We start from the raw sequence: 15544 nt of genomic DNA, 5'->3' as shown, positions 1-15544 counted from the left end.
GGCCGCCGTTCGTTCACGTGCTGGGACACGGTGAGTAACGCCTCGTCCCGCACCGCCCCCGGTGAACGGGGGATGACAGGCGTGCGACGGACCTGTGTGAGGGCGCTCACCCCGCAGTCCGCGACCCGGAGAGCGGGCAGGCACCTACCATTCCTTGGTGTGGTGCCCGAGCGCACCCGACGGCCGTGGCACGGATCGGCGCAGGGCGCAGCGCGGCGTCCCGGCGCCCCAGGCCGAACCATTACCGAGCGTCTACGAGGACCGATGAATCCTGTCGTACTGATCGCCGAAGAACTCGCCCCCGCCGCCATCGAGGTGCTCGCGCACGACTTCGACGTGCGCCACGTGGACGGCACCGACCGCCCCGCTCTGCTCTCCGCCCTCTCCGAGGCCGACGCGGTGATCGTACGCAGCGCCACCCAGATCGACGCCGAGGCGATCGCCGCCGCACCGCGGCTGAAGGTGGTCGCCCGGGCCGGCGTCGGTCTGGACAACGTCGAGGTGCCGGCCGCCACCGCCCGCGGCGTCATGGTCGTCAACGCGCCCACCTCGAACATCGTCTCCGCCGCCGAGCAGGCCGTCGCGCTGCTGCTCGCGGTCGCCCGCAACACCGCCAGCGCCAGCGCCGCGCTCAAGGCGGGGGAGTGGAAGCGGTCCAAGTACACCGGCGTCGAGATCCAGGGCAAGACCGTGGGCGTGGTCGGCCTCGGCCGCATCGGCGTGCTCTTCGCGTCTCGCATCGCCGCGTTCGGCACCCGGCTGATCGCGTACGACCCGTACATCCAGCCGGCCCGCGCCGCGCAGCTCGGCGTCCGCCTGGTCGGGCTGGAGGAGCTGCTGCGGGAGAGCGACTTCATCTCGATCCACCTGCCCAAGACGCCGGAGACGGTCGGCCTGATCGGCGAGAAGGAGCTGGCGATCGTCAAGCCGGGCGTCCGGATCGTCAACGCCGCCCGCGGCGGCCTGGTCGACGAGCAGGCGCTCGCCGACGCGATCGCGGAGGGCCGGGTCGCCGGCGCCGGTGTCGACGTGTACGCCAAGGAGCCGTGCACCTCCTCGCCGCTGTTCGCCTTCGACAACGTGGTGGCCACCCCGCACCTGGGCGCCTCCACCAACGAGGCGCAGGACAAGGCCGGTCTCGCGGTGGCCAAGAGCGTCAAGCTCGCGCTCCAGGGCGAGTTCGTCCCGGACGCCGTGAACGTGCAGGCCGGCGGCGTGGTCGCCGAGGACGTCCGCCCGCTGCTGCCGCTGGCCGAGCGGCTGGGCCGGGCGTTCACCGCCCTGGCCGGCGGGGTGGCCGCCAGCGTCACCGTCGAGGTGCGCGGCGAGATCGCCGCCCACGACGTGTCGGTGCTCAAGCTCGCCGCGACCAAGGGGCTGTTCAGCTCCGTGGTGGAGGAGCAGGTCACCTACGTCAACGCGCCGCACCTGGCCGCCGAGCGGGGCGTCGAGGTCACGCTGGCCACGCCGGGCGAGACCGTCGACCACCCGAACCTGGTGACCGTGCGCGGTGCGCTGCCGGACGGGCGCACCGTCCGTGTCTCCGGCACCGTGGCGCACACCGGCACCCGCGACGTGTTCAAGCTGACCGAGGTGGACGGTTTCGACGTGGAGATCGGCGCGGAGGGCATCCTGGTCTTCCTGCGCTACGCGGACCGGCCCGGCGTGGTCGGCACCGTCGGCACGCTGCTCGGCGAGGCCGGCGTCAACATCGCGGCCATGCAGGTGGCCCGCCGCGAGGCCGGTGGCGAGACGCTGATGACGCTGACCGTCGACCAGGCGCTCGGCGCCGACCTGCTCACCTCCGCCGCCGACTCGATCGGCGCGGTCGCGGCCAGCGCGGCCGACCTGCGCGACGTGTAGTCCGGACAGGACATATCGGGGCCCGGCCGGATCGGCCGGGCCCTTCGTCGTCCCGGTGGGTCAGGAACGGACGCGGGCCGGTGGCGGGTAGACCGAGCCGTCCTGCGCGTCGAAGAGCATCAGGTCGTGCTCGCCGGCCAGCCGCTCGACGTCCAGCAGGACCTGATCGGGGCAGGCCGGGTTCAGGTTCATCTCGATGTGGTCGGCCGCCGTGTGCAGCGGCGCCTCCCACGGCGTACCGGGCCGGGCCGGGCGGTCCGGATAGCTCGCCGTGATCGCCCGGTAGAAGGCGACGAGTCGCGGGTCGGGGTGCTGCTCGCCGTGGCGGCCCTCGCGGCACTGCTGCACGGCCGCCCGCACCTGCTCCGGTGTCGCCCCGTTCGGCAGGGCCCACACGCTCAGATCGAAACTCACGGCGGACAGCGTGCCATCCCGGGCCCGGCCCGTCACCTCTGCCCCACCGTGCGTTCACCGCTGATTGCCGACATCGTTCACCAGGCGTCCGCTGTGGAGACTCTTGCGTCGAGTTGCGTCGATTCGCTAGCGTACCGATGCGGTTTCCGCTGAGTCGATCCCCGGCCCGTCTTCGGGTGGCGCGGTCGGGCGCCCGGCCCCTCGGCCCGCACCCCTCGATTGCGCGAGCCACGCGCACTCGTCGCTGACCGGCCCTCACGGTCGTTGCCGAGACCGTGGGGGCCGATCGCGCTCCCGGCCGGTGTCGTGCGGGCGGACGGCGACTCAGCGCCGGTGGTGCGCGAACAGCGGGCGGTAGTCCGTGTCGTGACGGAACCAGGCCAGCCCGGCCGGTCCGGCGGCGTACAGGGCGGTGGCGTAGGCGTCGGCGACGGCGAGGTTCGGGCCGAGCACGGTGGCGGCCACCAGCCGGTCGGTCGGCTCGCCGGTGTGCGGGTCGACGACGTGCCCGCGCCGGCCGGTGACGCCCGAGGTGCCGACCGCGCCCGTCGTCATCTCCAGCACGACAGGTGTCCGGCGGGTGTCGGTGGGGTGGTGCACCGCGACACGCCACGGGCCGCCGTGGGCGGCGTGCCCGCGTACCGTCAGGTCGGCGCCGCTGAGCACGGCGTAGTCGTGGATGCCGGCGGCGCGCAACCGCGCCGCGGCCCGTTCCACCGCCCAGCCGCCGAGCAGGCCGCCCGGGTCGAAGCCGCCCGGCACGGCCCAGGCGTCGAACCAGCCGTCGGTCGCCGCCCGCATCGCGGCGCAGAGGTCGATCAGGTCGGCCAGCGGGGGGTACGAGTCGGGACTGATCTCGTCGCGGCGCAGCCGGGAGACGAGGCTGTCCGGCCGGTTCGGGCCGTAGGTGAGGTCGACGGCGCGCAGCTCGGCGACGGCGTCGCGCAGCGCCTCGCTGACCGCCCGGTGGCCGAACCACTCCGGCGCGTTGAGGAGCATGGTGTAGTCGGCGGTCGAGGTGGTGACGGTGTGGCGGACGCTGATCCGGCCCGACGCGGAGGCGCCGGCCCGCTCGACGCGGTGGTTCGTGGCGCCCAGGTGCAGGTCCGGGCGGGTCGGGCGGAACGCGGACTGGTCGACCCAGCGGGTACGTGGCTGCTCGTCCGCCCAGTGGGCCCGCCGGTGCTCGATCCGCATGACACCTGCCCCCTCGGTGGTCGCCGCTACGTCGCGGCGGTGCCGAATTCCGGGCCCCCGTCGACCCGTGAACTCGACCCTAAGCAGTGGAGATGACCGCACCATGAATGTCGGCTGGGAGCCTCCTGTGATTCGCCGTCCCGGATGATGGAAGATTCGTACCGGGGGCCGGGACGGCGACGTACGGTTGCGCCTAACGACGAGACGAGGAGCGCCAGGTGGCACACATCGCGGTGGTGGCCGGCGACGGCATCGGACCCGAGGTGGTCGCGCAGGCCCGCAAGGTCCTCGACGCGGTGGTGCCCGGGATCGAGGCCACCGAGTACGACCTGGGCGCGGCGCGCTATCACCGCACCGGCGAGGTGCTGCCCGACTCCGTCCTCGACGAGCTGGCCGGTCACGACGCCATCCTGCTGGGCGCGGTGGGCGACCCGACCGTGCCGCCGGGTGTGCTGGAGCGCGGTCTGCTGCTGAAGCTCCGGTTCGCCTTCGACCAGTACGTCAACCTGCGCCCGTCCCGGCTCTGGCCCGGCGTGGCCGGTCCGCTCGCGGCGGTCAAGCCCGGCGAGGTCGACCTCGTGGTGGTCCGCGAGGGCACCGAGGGGCTGTACGCGGGCGCCGGCGGCGCGCTGCACCGGGACACCCCGGCCGAGGTGGCCACCGAGGAGAGCCTGAACACCCGGCACGGCGTCGAGCGGGTGATCCGCGACGCGTTCGCCCGCGCCGGCCGCCGGGAGCGGCGCAAGGTCACGCTCGTGCACAAGACGAACGTGCTCACCCACGCCGGGTCGCTCTGGGCGCGCGCCTTCGCCGCGGTGGCCGCCGAGCACCCGGACGTGACCACGGAATACCAGCACATCGACGCCGCAGCGATGTTCCTGGTGACGAACCCGTCCCGGTACGACGTGGTGGTCACCGACAACCTGTTCGGCGACATCCTCACCGACATCGCCGCCGCCGTGACCGGTGGCATCGGGCTCGCGGCCAGCGGCTGCATCAACCCCGAGGGGCGCTACCCGTCGATGTTCGAGCCGGTGCACGGCTCGGCGCCGGACATCGCCGGCCAGGGCGTCGCCGACCCGGTCGCCGCGGTGCTGTCCGCCGCGCTGCTGCTGGACCAGCTCGGCCACGCCGACGCCGCCGCCCGGGTCACCGCCGCGGTCGGCACCGAGCTGGCCGGGCGTACGCCGGGGACGCCGCTGCGCACCGAGGAGGTCGGCGACCGGCTCGCCGCGTACGCCGTAGCCTGACCGGGCCGACCCTGCTGGCGGCCCGGTACCGGGCCGCCAGACCCGTCACCGGGCCCACCCGACCGTCCGGCGCGTCGCATCCGCCGGGGCGGAGCTATCCGCTGAACGACCGTTCGGGGTAAGTTTCTGGCACCAGTGACGTCGGCGTGCGATCCCGCATGCCGTGAACCCGCAGGGAGGTCAGCGCGATGAGCGGTGGTGACATGCTCGATTTCGAGATCCGTCCGAATCCCGCGCCGGTATCCGCCGCCGACCGGGCCGCCCTGCTGGCGAACCCGGGCTTCGGCCGGGTCTTCACCGATCACATGGTCACCATCCGCTACGCCGAGGGCAAGGGCTGGTACGACGCCCGCCTGGAGGCGCGCGCGCCGATCCCGATGGACCCGGCCGCGGCGGTGCTGCACTACGCGCAGGAGATCTTCGAGGGGCTGAAGGCGTACCGCACCGGTGACGCGGTGACGATGTTCCGTCCCGAGGCCAACGCGGCCCGGTTCGCCGCGTCGGCGCGCCGGCTGGCCATGCCGGAGCTGCCGGAGGCGACGTTCGTGGAGTCGCTGCGCCGGCTGGTCGAGGTCGACCAGGCGTGGATCCCGGAGCACGAGGACGCCAGCCTCTACCTGCGTCCGTTCATGTTCGCCAGCGAGGTCTTCCTCGGTGTGCGCCCGGCCAACGAATACCTCTACTGCGTGATCGCCTCGCCGGCCGGTGCGTACTTCGCCGGTGGCGTGAAGCCGGTGACGGTCTGGGTCTCGCCGGACTACACCCGGGCCGCGCCCGGCGGCACCGGCGCGGCCAAGTGCGGCGGCAACTACGCCGCCTCGCTCGCCGCGCAGGCCGAGGCGATCGAGGCGGGCTGCGACCAGGTGGTGTTCCTGGACGCGGTGCAGCGGCGGTACGTCGACGAGCTGGGCGGCATGAACGTCTTCTTCGTCTACGACGACGGCAGCATCGTCACCCCTCCGCTGGGCGGCACGATCCTGCCGGGCATCACCCGCGACGCGATCCTCACCCTCGCCGCCGAGGCCGGGCACGAGGTGCGGGAGGCGCCGGTCGCCTTCGACGACTGGCGGGCCGACGCGGCGAGCGGCCGGCTGCGCGAGGTGTTCGCCTGCGGCACCGCCGCCGTGATCACCCCGATCGGCGGCGTGCGCTTCCCCGACGGCGAGTTCCTCATCGGCGGCGGCGAGCCGGGCCGGGCCACGATGGCGCTGCGGCAGAAGCTCGTCGACATCCAGCGCGGGCGTGCCGCCGACCCGTACGGCTGGGTCACCCGGGTCCTCTGACGGCGCTTCGCGGTGATCGAGGGGTTCGCTCCTCGATCACCGCGAGGCCGGGTCAGTCCAGGAGGTGGGTGCGGAGGGACTCCACCTGCGCCTCGGTGACGCCGGCGTGGGTCAGGTAGCCCTCGACGGACCCGTAGCCGGTGCGCAGTTCGGCGAGGAACAGCTCCATCGCCTCGGCCGGCGATTCCAGGAACGGCGGCGGCGGTTCCTCCGCGTCCGGCAGCGTGGCCCGGACCCACTCGGTGAAGCGCCGCGACGCGGCGGTGCTGAGCGCGTAGTCGGCTACCACGTCCTCGTCGGGCACCCCGAGCACTGCCAGCGTGAGCGCGCAGACGATGCCGGTGCGGTCCTTGCCGGCGACGCAGTGCACCACCACCGGGGCGTTGGCGCTGTCCGCGATCAGCCCGACCGCCTCGGCGAGCCCGGCGGTTCCGGTACGCGCCAGGTCGGCGTACCGGTCGGCCAGGTAGCGGGCCAGGCTGACGCCGGAGGCGTCGAACCGGTTCGCACCCCAGTCGGCGTGCTCGGGGTGGATGTGCCGGTAGGTCAGCCCGTCGTAGTCGGGCACCCGCCCGTCGCGTTCCACCTCGGACGGCCGGCGCAGGTCGATGACGGTACGGATGCCGAGCGCGGTGAACGCGCTCCGGTCGGTCTCGTCGATGCGGTGCAGCGAGTCGGAGCGGTAGAGCCGGCCGCGGCGGACCGTGCGCCCGTCCCGAGCGGCGTATCCGCCGACGTCGCGGAAGTTGAACAGGGCGGGGAAGGGGCTCTGCGCGGCGTCCACATCCGACACGGTAACGGCCGGCGGGGCGTTCGTCCGTCCCCGCCGGCCGTCGCCGGGATGTCAGGCGCGCGGCGGCACGTCCGGCGGCAGCGCCGAGTGGTTCTCGCCGTAGTAGCCGCCCAGCCGGTCCCGGTAGCCCGGTTCGGCGTGGCTGGACTCGTCGTACTCCGGGGCGGCCTTGATCTGGTCCTTCTCCCGGTCGACGTGCACGGTGCGGGCGTCGTGGTCGACGTGGTTCACGGTCCCGGCCGGGAGCATCACCTTCTTGCCGAAGATCCACGGCCCGGTGTCCACGACCAGGTAGCTGTCGTCCACCTCGTGGCTCGCCCGGTCGATCTTGCCGATGGCGCCGTCGGTGGCCTCGACCTTGTAGCCGGTCAGGTCGGCGCTCGCCACACCCGCCTCGTCGCGGTAGCGCCACGGGTCGAAGGCGCCCGCCGGGGCGCCCCCGGCGACCGTGCCCCGGCCGTCGTCGAGGATCGGCTCGGTGCCGCCGTGCGTGGCGCGCGGGTCCAGTCCGTCCATGTGCCGCCTCCCGTCCCCAGGGCCGCGGCCGTCGCGGCGCCGTCGTCAGTCGGGAGGGTTACCCACCCTGTCCGGGCACCAACCCGCCGGCGGCCGGCCCGCCGACGCCGAGGGGCCGGCGCCACGGTGGTGACGCCGGCCCCTCGGGTCGTCGGCCCGTGCGGTGCCGGTCGGGCACGTGCGGGCCGGTCGATCAGGCCAGTGCGGCCTCCGCGTCCAGGGTCACCGCGGCAGCGTGTACGACGGCGGCGATCCGCAGCCCCTCGTGCACCTGCTCACGGCTGAACCCGGCCGCGCGCAGCGTCTTCTCGTGCGACTCCAGGCAGACGCCGCAGCCGGTGATCGCCGAGACGGCGAGGCACCACAGCTCGAAGTCGGTCTTCTCCACACCGGGGCGGGCGATGATCTGCATTCGCAGCCGGGCCGGCAGCGACGCGTACTGCTCGTCGCCGATCAGGTGCTTGGCCCGGTAGTAGACGTTGTTCATCGCCATGACCGCCGCCGCACCCTTGGCCGCCTCGACCGCCTCCGGCGTGAGGTGACCGGCCGCCTCGGCGGCGATCTCCCGCAGCACCACCGGGTTGCGGGCCGCCACCGCGCAGGCCAGGGCGGTGCCCCACGCCTGCTCCGGCTTCAGCGTCGAGGTGGTGATGGTGGAGCCGAGGTTGAGTCGGATGTCCTTGGCGTACTCGGGCAGGCCCGCCTTGATCGCGTCCAGGCCCATGGTCAGGCCCCGGCGCCGGCGAGGAGCGCCTTGGCGTCGAGCGTCGCGCCGCCGGAGTTCCAGTTGCACGGGCACAGCTCGTCGGTCTGAAGAGCGTCGAGCACCCGCAGCACCTCGGAGACGTTGCGGCCGACCGAACCGGCGGTCACCATGACGAATTGGATCTCGTTGTTCGGGTCCACGATGAAGGTGGCCCGCTGCGCGACACCGTCGGCGCCGAGCACGCCGCAGGCGGAGGTCAGCTCACGCTTGATGTCGCTGAGCATCGGGAAGGGCAGCTCGCGCAGGTCCGGGTGGTCCTTGCGCCAGGCGTAGTGGACGAACTCGTTGTCGACGGAGACGCCGAGCACCTGGGCGTCGCGGTCGGCGAACTCGCCGTTGAGGCGACCGAACTCGGCGATCTCGGTGGGGCAGACGAAGGTGAAGTCCTTCGGCCAGAAGAACACGACGCGCCACTGGCCCTCGTGGGACTTGTGGTTGATCGTCTTGAACGCCTTGTCGGCGTCGAGCGACACGCAGGCGGTGAGTTCGTACTCGGGGAAGTGGTCACCGACAGTGAGCACGGGTCCTCCTTGAACGTGGCCGGGTGAGGTGGCCGGGCCAGTAACTGGATCAGTTCAAGATTCTTCCGTAGCCCCGTTTGCGCTCGTGGCGGGCGGTGGCCGGGTGTGAAGACGATCACCGCACGCGCGATCGTCCCGGAATATGGGTTTCGCCTCCCAAAATCGGGGCCGGGGTGGCAGAGTACGGGTCGTGACCAGCTTCGTCCTGATCATTAGCAGCTAGCGCGCCGGCCCTTCCCCCGCCGAGCGCGCAGACCTCCCGCATCCGCGGGGGGTCTTTTTGTTTGCTCCCCAGGGCACGAGAAGAGGACTCCGATGACGTTCCAGGTGTACGACACGACGCTGCGCGACGGCGCGCAGCGCGAAGGGCTCACGTACTCGGTGGTCGACAAGCTGGCGGTGGCCCGCCTGCTCGACGACCTCGGAGTCGGCTTCATCGAGGGCGGCTGGCCGGGCGCGGTGCCGAAGGACACCGAGTTCTTCCGCCGCGCCCGCACCGAGCTGGAGCTGCGGCACGCGATCCTGGTCGCCTTCGGGGCCACCCGCAAGGCCGGCCTCGCGGTCGAGGACGACCCGCAGGTGCGCGGCCTGCTCGACGCCCGGACCCCGGCCGTGGCCCTGGTCGCCAAGGCGGACCTGCGGCACGTGGAGCGCGCGCTGCGCACCACCGCCGAGGAGAACCTCGCCATGATCCGCGACACCGTGTCGTACCTGGTGGCGCAGGGGCGGCGCGTCTTCGTCGACGGGGAGCACTGCTTCGACGGGTTCCGGTTCGACCCGGGCTACACCGCCGCCGTGGCGGAGACCGCGCTGGCCGCCGGCGCCGAGCGGTTCGTGCTCTGCGACACCAACGGAGGCATGCTGCCCTCCCAGGTCACCGCCGTGGTCGAGCAACTGGTGGCGCGGACCGGCATCGCGCCGGAACGGCTCGGCATGCACGCCCAGAACGACACCGCCTGCGCTGTCGCCAACACCATCGCCGCGGTCGAGGCGGGCGTCCGGCACGTGCAGGGCACCGCCAACGGGTACGGCGAGCGCCCCGGCAACGCCGACATCTTCGCGATCGTCGCCAACCTCCAGCTCAAGCTGGGCATGCCCGTCCTACCGGAGGGCTGCCTGGAACAGATGGTGCGGGTCTCGCACGCCATCTCCGAGATCGCCAACATCGCCCCCGACACCCACCAGGCCTACGTCGGGGCCGCCGCCTTCGCTCACAAGGCGGGGCTGCACGCGAGCGCGATCAAGGTCGACCCGTTGCTCTACAACCACGTGGAACCCGCTGTGGTGGGCAACGACATGCGGATCCTGGTGACCGAGATGGCCGGCCGGGCCAGCATCGAGCTCAAGAGCCGCGAGCTCGGTCTGGACCTGGCCGGCCATCCGGACGCCCTGTCCCGGGTCACCGGGCGGGTCAAGGAGCTGGAGGCCGACGGCTGGTCGTTCGAGGCCGCCGACGCCTCGTTCGAGCTGCTGGTCCGCTCCGAGCTGCCGGATGCCGCGCCGGCCCGGCCGTTCGCACTGGAGTCGTACCGGGTGATCGTCGAGCACCGCGAGGACGGCGCGGTGGTCTCCGAGGCGACGGTGAAGATCCGGGTACGCGGCGAGCGGGTGATCGCCACCGCCGAGGGCAACGGCCCGGTCAACGCGCTGGACGAGGCGCTGCGGGTCGGCCTGGCCCGGCACTACCCGGAGCTGCGCGAGTTCGAGCTGGCCGACTACAAGGTGCGCATCCTGGAGGGCAGCCACGGCACCGGCGCTGTCACGCGCGTACTCGTGGAGACCGCCGGCGCCGGTCGCGACTGGACCACAGTGGGCGTGCACCCGAACGTGGTCGAGGCGAGCTGGCACGCCCTGGTCGACGCGCTCACCTACGGCCTGGACCGGGCCCGGGTGCCGGGCGGGAGCGCGGCCTGACTCACCCGGCCGGCAGGCGCAGCTCGGCCAGCAGCGCGCGGTGGTCGCTGCCCGGCACCGGGTAGGTGCGGGCGGCGCGCACCGCGATACGCCTGTCCACGAGGACGTGGTCGATGGTGACCGGCGGGATCGGGTCGCCGTCGTACGGGCCCCAGGTGCCGCCGAACCCCGCCCCGGCCGCGTCCGCCGCGTCGGTGTAGCCGGTGGCGATCAGGTCCCGCAGCGCCGCGTGGTCGAGCGTGGCGTTGAAGTCGCCGGCCAGCACGCTCAGCCCGCCGTCCGGGGTGGCAGGCGGCTGGGCGCGCTGGTCGGTCCACCAGTCCGGCACCACGTGCGGGGCGTACGGCGCGGCCGGGTGCGCCGACTCCACCCGCACCGGTGGCGCCCCGGGCAGCGTCACCGTGGCGTACGCCTGGGTGAAGAAGAAGCCCTTGTTGCGCCGGTGGCCGGTGTCGCGCAGCGGGTGCCGGGCGTACACGCCGGAGCCGGTCGAGCCGACCTCGGAGGTCAGCGACCGGTGCGGCAACAGCTCGGCCAGGCCGAGCCGGTCCAGCTCGGCCGCCAGCGGCGGGGTGAGCTCCTGCACCGTGAGGACGTCGACCCGCCGAGTCCGGACCAGGTCCACGAGCGCCGCCGGGTCGGCCGAGCCGAGGCGCAGGTTGGCGGTGAGCAGCCGCAGCGTCGGCCCGTCGGCGGCGGGCCGGTCGCCGGGGACCGCACGGGGCGCCACCGCGCCGATCAGCGCCAGCGCGGCCAGGACCGCGACCACCGCCGGGGTGCGGCGCCGCAGGGCGAGTGCCGCCACCGCCACGACCGGGGCCACGGCGGCGGCGTACGGCGTGAACGCGACCGCCTGCACCAGCGGACCGCGTTCCAGCCCGGTCAGGCGTACCAGCGCCCACGCGGCGACCGGTGCGACGGCGAGCCAGCATGCGGCGGTGGCCGGGCGGCCGCCCCGGGTGCCGGCCCGGGCTGGTCGCGGCATGGTGATCACGACGGTGAGGCTACCCGGAGCCGGGTCGGCGCGATGCCCTCCGAAACAATTTCGTGAATTGTTCCTCGCAATTTCCGGGCATCTTTGCCGATCGGTCGGACACGCAATAACGCTATTGACCGCCCACATTTTCCGGTGCTAGGTTCCACCTGGTTGAGACGTCGCGACTCTCTGTAGTAAGGCCAGCTCACGAGCGGTGCGCTCCCGAGCGGATACCCGATGATCCGCAATTTGACGCGCGCAGTCGCCGTATCACCACGGTCTACAAAGGGAGAACTCATGGCCACATTCTTCAAGCGGAAGGCGACGGTGGTGGCGCTTGCCGCGCTGTCGCTCAGCCTGGCCGGTGGCGGGATCGCCGCTGCCGCCCAGCCGGAGGCGAAGCCGCAGCCCGGCCCGCGGCACTCCACGGCGCAGCCGCCGGTGACCGCCGTCGAGCGGCAGGCCGCCCGGACCGCGATGCGGGCCACCCTGGCCCCGCCGGCCGCCGGCCAGGTCGCCTGGGCCGTCGTGGCGGCCAACGGCACGCTGTTGCAGCACTCCGGCAACGTGGTGTCCTCGTTCCGGTTCACCCCGGGCATCGGGGTGTCGCCGGGGCAGTACCAGGTGCTGCTGGACTACAACGTGTCCGCCAAGGCGTACGTGGCGACCATCGGCACGAACGACACGGCGAACGTGCCGCCGGCCGGTGAGGTGTCGGTCGCGCCCCGCACGCTCACCCCGAACGCCGTCTTCGTGCAGACGCGCAGCTCCTCCGGCAGCGCCTCGGACCGGCCGTTCCACCTGGTCATCGCCAACTGATCCGTCCCGCCCCGCACCGGCCCCCGCTCCGGCGGGGGCCGGTGTCGTGTTCCGTACCCCTCCGGCCGGTGCCGCGCCGCTTCGTGTCGTTCCCGCCCGGCTGGGGAGAAGCTGCCGGTCCGGCCCGTCGACCACCGCCCAGGGGCCGATAATCCGACGTTTGTCGCCGGTCCGGCCCGGGAAGCAAGCACCGTGACGGACATCTCGGACACCCCGGCCAGCGTGCTCAGCCCGGTCGACGCCGACGCGAGCGGCGTCGAGCTGGAACAGACCCTCGTCGAGGTCAAACGCGTGATCGTCGGGCAGGATCGGCTCGTCGACCGCCTGCTCACCGCCCTGATCGCCGACGGGCACTGCCTGCTGGAGGGCGTACCGGGGGTGGCCAAGACGCTGGCGGCGCAGACACTCGCCACAGTGGTCGGTGGCACGTTCTCCCGGATCCAGTTCACCCCCGACCTGGTCCCCTCCGACATCGTCGGCACGCGCATCTACCGCGCCTCCACCGAACAGTTCGACGTGGAGCTGGGGCCGATCATGGCGAACCTGGTGCTCGCCGACGAGATCAACCGGGCCCCGGCCAAGGTGCAGTCGGCGCTGCTCGAGGCGATGGCCGAGCGGCAGGTCTCCATCGCCGGCCGGAGCTGGCCGGTGCCGGACCCGTTCCTGGTCCTGGCCACCCAGAACCCGATCGAGTCCGAGGGTGTCTACCAGCTCCCGGAGGCGCAGCGCGACCGCTTCCTGATGAAGGTCGTGGTCGACTACCCGAGCGACGCCGACGAGCTGGCCATCCTCTACCGGATGAGCACCGACCGGCCCACCGCGCGTACCGTGCTCGACCCGGTCCGGCTGCGCGAACTCCAGCGCCGCGCCACCGACGTCTTCGTCCACCACGCGCTCGCCGAGTACGTGGTCCGCCTCATCCTCGCCACCCGCGACCCGGAGCGCTTCGGCCTGCCCGACGTCGCGCCCCTGCTGGCGTACGGGGCCAGCCCCCGGGCCACGCTCGGCCTGGTGGCCGCCGCCCGCGCCCAGGCGCTCATCCACGGCCGGGACTACGTGCTCCCCGAGGACATCCGGGAACTCGCGGTGGACGTGCTGGCGCACCGGCTCGTGCTCTCCTTCGACGCGATCGCCGACGGGATCTCCGGCGAGGACGTGGTGCGCCGCGTGATCGAGGCGGTGCCGCCGCCCCGGCTGGTGAACGGGCCCACCGAGACGGTGAACGACCTGGCGGCGGCATGACCGGCGAGGCCGGACCCGGGCTCGCCGATCTCGCCCCGGACCAGCGGCTGCGCCGGCTGGAGCTGACGGTGACCCGGCGGCTCGACGGGCTGCTGCACGGCCGGTACCGCGGCCTGCTCCCCGGACCGGGCAGCGAGGCGGCCGGCAGCCGCGAGTACCGCCCCGGCGAGGACGAGGTACGCCGGATGGACTGGGCGGTCACCGCCCGGACCACCGTCCCGCACGTCCGGGAGGTCGACGCGGACCGGGAACTGACCACCTGGCTGCTCGTCGACGCCAGCCCCAGCATGGAGTACGGGACGTCCACGCTGGACAAACGGGAACTGGCGGTGGCCGCCGTGGCGGCGATCGGCTTCCTCACCGCGGGAGTCGGCAACCGGCTCGGCGCCCAGGTGCTCACTCCGCGCGGGTTGCGCCGGTTCCCGGCCCGCAGCGGGCGTACCCATCTGCTCGGGCTGCTCCGCGCGTTGCTCGGCGCTCCGCGTACCGGCGACCTGCCGGACTCCGACGGCGCGGGCGCGGCCGGCGCGGGCCGGACGGACGCGGCGCCGGGCCTGGCCGACGGGCTGGACGGCCTTCAGCGCGTCGCCACCCGGCGCGGGCTCGTGGTGATCGTCTCCGACTTCCTCGACGAGCTGCCCGACGACCCGGACGCCGCGCCGCCGCCGTGGGCCGCCGCGCTGCGCCGCCTCGCGGTACGGCACCAGGTGCTTGCCGTCGAGGTGACCGACCCGCGCGAGCTGGAACTGCCGGACGTCGGCCTGGTCACGCTCGTCGACCCGGAGAGCGGCCGGCACCGCGAGGTGTGGACCGGTGACCCGGGCCTGCGCGAGCGGTACGCGCGCGCCGCCGCCGAGCAGCGCGACCAGGTACGCCGCACGCTGCGCCGGGCCGGCGCGACCCACCTGGCGCTGCGCACCGACCGGGACTGGTGCGCGGACGTCGTCCGGTACGTGCACGAGCAGCGCCGGCTGGCCACCGTGCCGGCCACGGCCCGCGGAGGTGTCGCATGACCTGGCAGTCACCCGCCCGCCTCTGGCTGCTGCTCGCCGTCGTCGCGCTGGTCGCCGGCTACCTGGTGCTGCAACGGCGGCAGAGCCGGTACGCGGTGCGCTTCACCAATCTGCGCCTGCTCGACCGGGTCGCCCCGCGCCGCCCGGCCTGGCGGCGGCACGTCCCGGCGGGCCTGTTCCTCGCCATGCTGGCGCTGCTCGTGGTCGGGTTCGCCCGGCCCGAGGCGGAGGTGCGGGTGCCCCGGGAGCGGGCCACGGTGATGGTCGCGGTGGACGTCTCCACCTCGATGCTCGCCGGTGACGTGGACCCGGACCGGCTGACAGCGGCCAAGGAGGCGGGCCGGCGGTTCGTCGACGGGCTGCCGGACGAGTTCAACGTCGGCCTCGTCGCGTTCGCCGGCAGCGCGGCGGTGCTGGTGCCGCCGAGCACCGACCGGGAGGCGCTGCACGACGGGATCGGGCGGCTGGCCGAGGGCATCACCGGCGTGCAGGGCACCGCCATCGGCGAGGCGATCAGCACCTCGCTCGGCGCGGTCAAGAGCCTGGACGCCACCGCCGCCAAGGATCCGCCGCCGGCCCGGATCATCATCCTCTCCGACGGCGCGAACACCTCCGGCATGGACCCGATGGAGGCCGCCGACCAGGCGGTCGCCGCGAAGGTGCCGGTGCACACCATCTCCTTCGGCACGCCCGGCGGTTCGGTCGACCGGGGTGGCCGGGCGATCCAGGTGCCGGTGGACGGCCAGACGCTGCGGGCGGTCGCCGAGCAGACCGGCGGGGGCTTCCACGAGGCGTCCACCACCGCCGAGCTGAAGGACGTCTACGAGGACATCGGCACCTCGGTCGGCTACCGCACCGAGCGGCAGGACATCTCGGCCCGCTTCATCGGCCTCGGGCTGGTCCTGGCGATGGGCGCCGCGGCCGGCTCGCTGCGGTGGTTCTCCCGGCTGCCCTGACCCGCACACCACTACCGCACG

The 15544-nt window shown here is 73.5% G+C and carries 15 protein-coding genes; 8 read left to right on the top strand and 7 right to left on the bottom strand.

Annotated features, from left to right (window positions below):
* Window positions 1–264 precede the first annotated feature (264 nt).
* Window positions 265–1863, top strand: coding sequence for a phosphoglycerate dehydrogenase (serA, locus tag FHX31_RS23570; RefSeq protein WP_013284506.1), 1599 nt, complete (start codon window positions 265–267; stop codon window positions 1861–1863).
* 60 nt (window positions 1864–1923) lie between these two features.
* Here the strand turns inward: serA and FHX31_RS23565 are convergent, their stop codons facing one another.
* Window positions 1924–2277, bottom strand: coding sequence for a hypothetical protein (locus FHX31_RS23565; RefSeq protein ID WP_030270079.1), 354 nt, complete (start codon window positions 2275–2277; stop codon window positions 1924–1926).
* A 324-nt stretch (window positions 2278–2601) separates the two neighbouring features.
* Window positions 2602–3474, bottom strand: coding sequence for an FAD:protein FMN transferase (locus FHX31_RS23560; protein ID WP_151012562.1), 873 nt, complete (start codon window positions 3472–3474; stop codon window positions 2602–2604).
* Window positions 3475–3692: 218 nt separating this feature from the next.
* Between FHX31_RS23560 and FHX31_RS23555 the strand changes: the two genes are divergently transcribed.
* Both FHX31_RS23555 and FHX31_RS23550 read left to right on the top strand, forming a co-directional pair.
* Window positions 3693–4724 (top strand): 3-isopropylmalate dehydrogenase, encoded by a 1032-nt coding sequence (locus FHX31_RS23555; protein ID WP_013284509.1) that lies wholly within the window; start codon window positions 3693–3695, stop codon window positions 4722–4724.
* Between the two features lie 188 nt (window positions 4725–4912).
* The gene (locus tag FHX31_RS23550; RefSeq protein WP_114919627.1) at window positions 4913–6007 is read left to right on the top strand and encodes a branched-chain amino acid aminotransferase; all 1095 of its coding nucleotides are present in this window, start codon (window positions 4913–4915) and stop codon (window positions 6005–6007) included.
* A 52-nt stretch (window positions 6008–6059) separates the two neighbouring features.
* Here FHX31_RS23550 and FHX31_RS23545 read toward each other — a convergent pair whose 3' ends face one another.
* The 4 genes from FHX31_RS23545 to FHX31_RS23530 form a co-directional block, all read right to left on the bottom strand.
* Window positions 6060–6800, bottom strand: a complete 741-nt coding sequence (locus FHX31_RS23545) for a tyrosine-protein phosphatase (RefSeq protein WP_013284511.1) — start codon at window positions 6798–6800, stop codon at window positions 6060–6062.
* Between the two features lie 51 nt (window positions 6801–6851).
* Window positions 6852–7316, bottom strand: a complete 465-nt coding sequence (locus tag FHX31_RS23540) for a hypothetical protein (protein WP_013284512.1) — start codon at window positions 7314–7316, stop codon at window positions 6852–6854.
* A gap of 193 nt (window positions 7317–7509) precedes the next feature.
* A complete protein-coding gene (ahpD, locus tag FHX31_RS23535; protein ID WP_013284513.1) occupies window positions 7510–8040 on the bottom strand; it encodes an alkylhydroperoxidase, AhpD family in 531 nt (176 codons plus the stop codon).
* Between the two features lie 2 nt (window positions 8041–8042).
* Window positions 8043–8603: a peroxiredoxin gene (locus FHX31_RS23530; RefSeq protein WP_184977194.1), complete on the bottom strand. Its 561-nt coding sequence runs from the start codon at window positions 8601–8603 to the stop codon at window positions 8043–8045.
* A 315-nt stretch (window positions 8604–8918) separates the two neighbouring features.
* Here FHX31_RS23530 and cimA point away from each other — a divergent pair, with 315 nt between their 5' ends.
* Window positions 8919–10517, top strand: coding sequence for a citramalate synthase (cimA, locus tag FHX31_RS23525; RefSeq protein WP_013284515.1), 1599 nt, complete (start codon window positions 8919–8921; stop codon window positions 10515–10517).
* Window position 10518: 1 nt separating this feature from the next.
* Here cimA and FHX31_RS23520 read toward each other — a convergent pair whose 3' ends face one another.
* Window positions 10519–11502, bottom strand: coding sequence for an endonuclease/exonuclease/phosphatase family protein (locus FHX31_RS23520; RefSeq protein WP_184977850.1), 984 nt, complete (start codon window positions 11500–11502; stop codon window positions 10519–10521).
* 288 nt (window positions 11503–11790) lie between these two features.
* On the opposite strand from FHX31_RS23520, the gene FHX31_RS23515 reads away from it, so the two are divergent.
* The 4 genes from FHX31_RS23515 to FHX31_RS23500 all read left to right on the top strand — a co-directional run bounded on the left by FHX31_RS23515 (window position 11791) and on the right by FHX31_RS23500 (window position 15523).
* The gene (locus FHX31_RS23515; RefSeq protein WP_013284517.1) at window positions 11791–12312 is read left to right on the top strand and encodes a hypothetical protein; all 522 of its coding nucleotides are present in this window, start codon (window positions 11791–11793) and stop codon (window positions 12310–12312) included.
* 192 nt (window positions 12313–12504) lie between these two features.
* A complete protein-coding gene (locus FHX31_RS23510) occupies window positions 12505–13554 on the top strand; it encodes an AAA family ATPase (RefSeq protein WP_013284518.1) in 1050 nt (349 codons plus the stop codon).
* The gene (locus FHX31_RS23505) at window positions 13551–14567 is read left to right on the top strand and encodes a DUF58 domain-containing protein (RefSeq protein ID WP_184977193.1); all 1017 of its coding nucleotides are present in this window, start codon (window positions 13551–13553) and stop codon (window positions 14565–14567) included. The genes FHX31_RS23510 and FHX31_RS23505 overlap by 4 nt, the downstream gene beginning before the upstream one ends.
* Complete coding sequence (locus FHX31_RS23500) at window positions 14564–15523, top strand: VWA domain-containing protein (protein WP_013284520.1); 960 nt, start codon at window positions 14564–14566, stop codon at window positions 15521–15523. The genes FHX31_RS23505 and FHX31_RS23500 overlap by 4 nt, the downstream gene beginning before the upstream one ends.
* Window positions 15524–15544 lie beyond the last annotated feature (21 nt).

Source organism: Micromonospora sp. CNZ286, assembly GCF_014207755.1.
Note: the sequence above shows the minus strand (reverse complement) of the source record. Positions and strands in the feature narration are given on the sequence as shown.

Coding starts and splice junctions, on each gene's coding strand:
- FHX31_RS23505 (WP_184977193.1), top strand. CDS start 13,551: ATGACCGGCGAGGCCGGACCCGGGCTCGCCGATCTCGCCCCGGACCAG.
- FHX31_RS23540 (WP_013284512.1), bottom strand. CDS start 7,316: ATGGACGGACTGGACCCGCGCGCCACGCACGGCGGCACCGAGCCGATC.
- FHX31_RS23550 (WP_114919627.1), top strand. CDS start 4,913: ATGAGCGGTGGTGACATGCTCGATTTCGAGATCCGTCCGAATCCCGCG.
- FHX31_RS23515 (WP_013284517.1), top strand. CDS start 11,791: ATGGCCACATTCTTCAAGCGGAAGGCGACGGTGGTGGCGCTTGCCGCG.
- FHX31_RS23500 (WP_013284520.1), top strand. CDS start 14,564: ATGACCTGGCAGTCACCCGCCCGCCTCTGGCTGCTGCTCGCCGTCGTC.
- ahpD (WP_013284513.1), bottom strand. CDS start 8,040: ATGGGCCTGGACGCGATCAAGGCGGGCCTGCCCGAGTACGCCAAGGAC.
- cimA (WP_013284515.1), top strand. CDS start 8,919: ATGACGTTCCAGGTGTACGACACGACGCTGCGCGACGGCGCGCAGCGC.
- FHX31_RS23520 (WP_184977850.1), bottom strand. CDS start 11,502: ATGCCGCGACCAGCCCGGGCCGGCACCCGGGGCGGCCGCCCGGCCACC.
- FHX31_RS23560 (WP_151012562.1), bottom strand. CDS start 3,474: ATGCGGATCGAGCACCGGCGGGCCCACTGGGCGGACGAGCAGCCACGT.
- serA (WP_013284506.1), top strand. CDS start 265: ATGAATCCTGTCGTACTGATCGCCGAAGAACTCGCCCCCGCCGCCATC.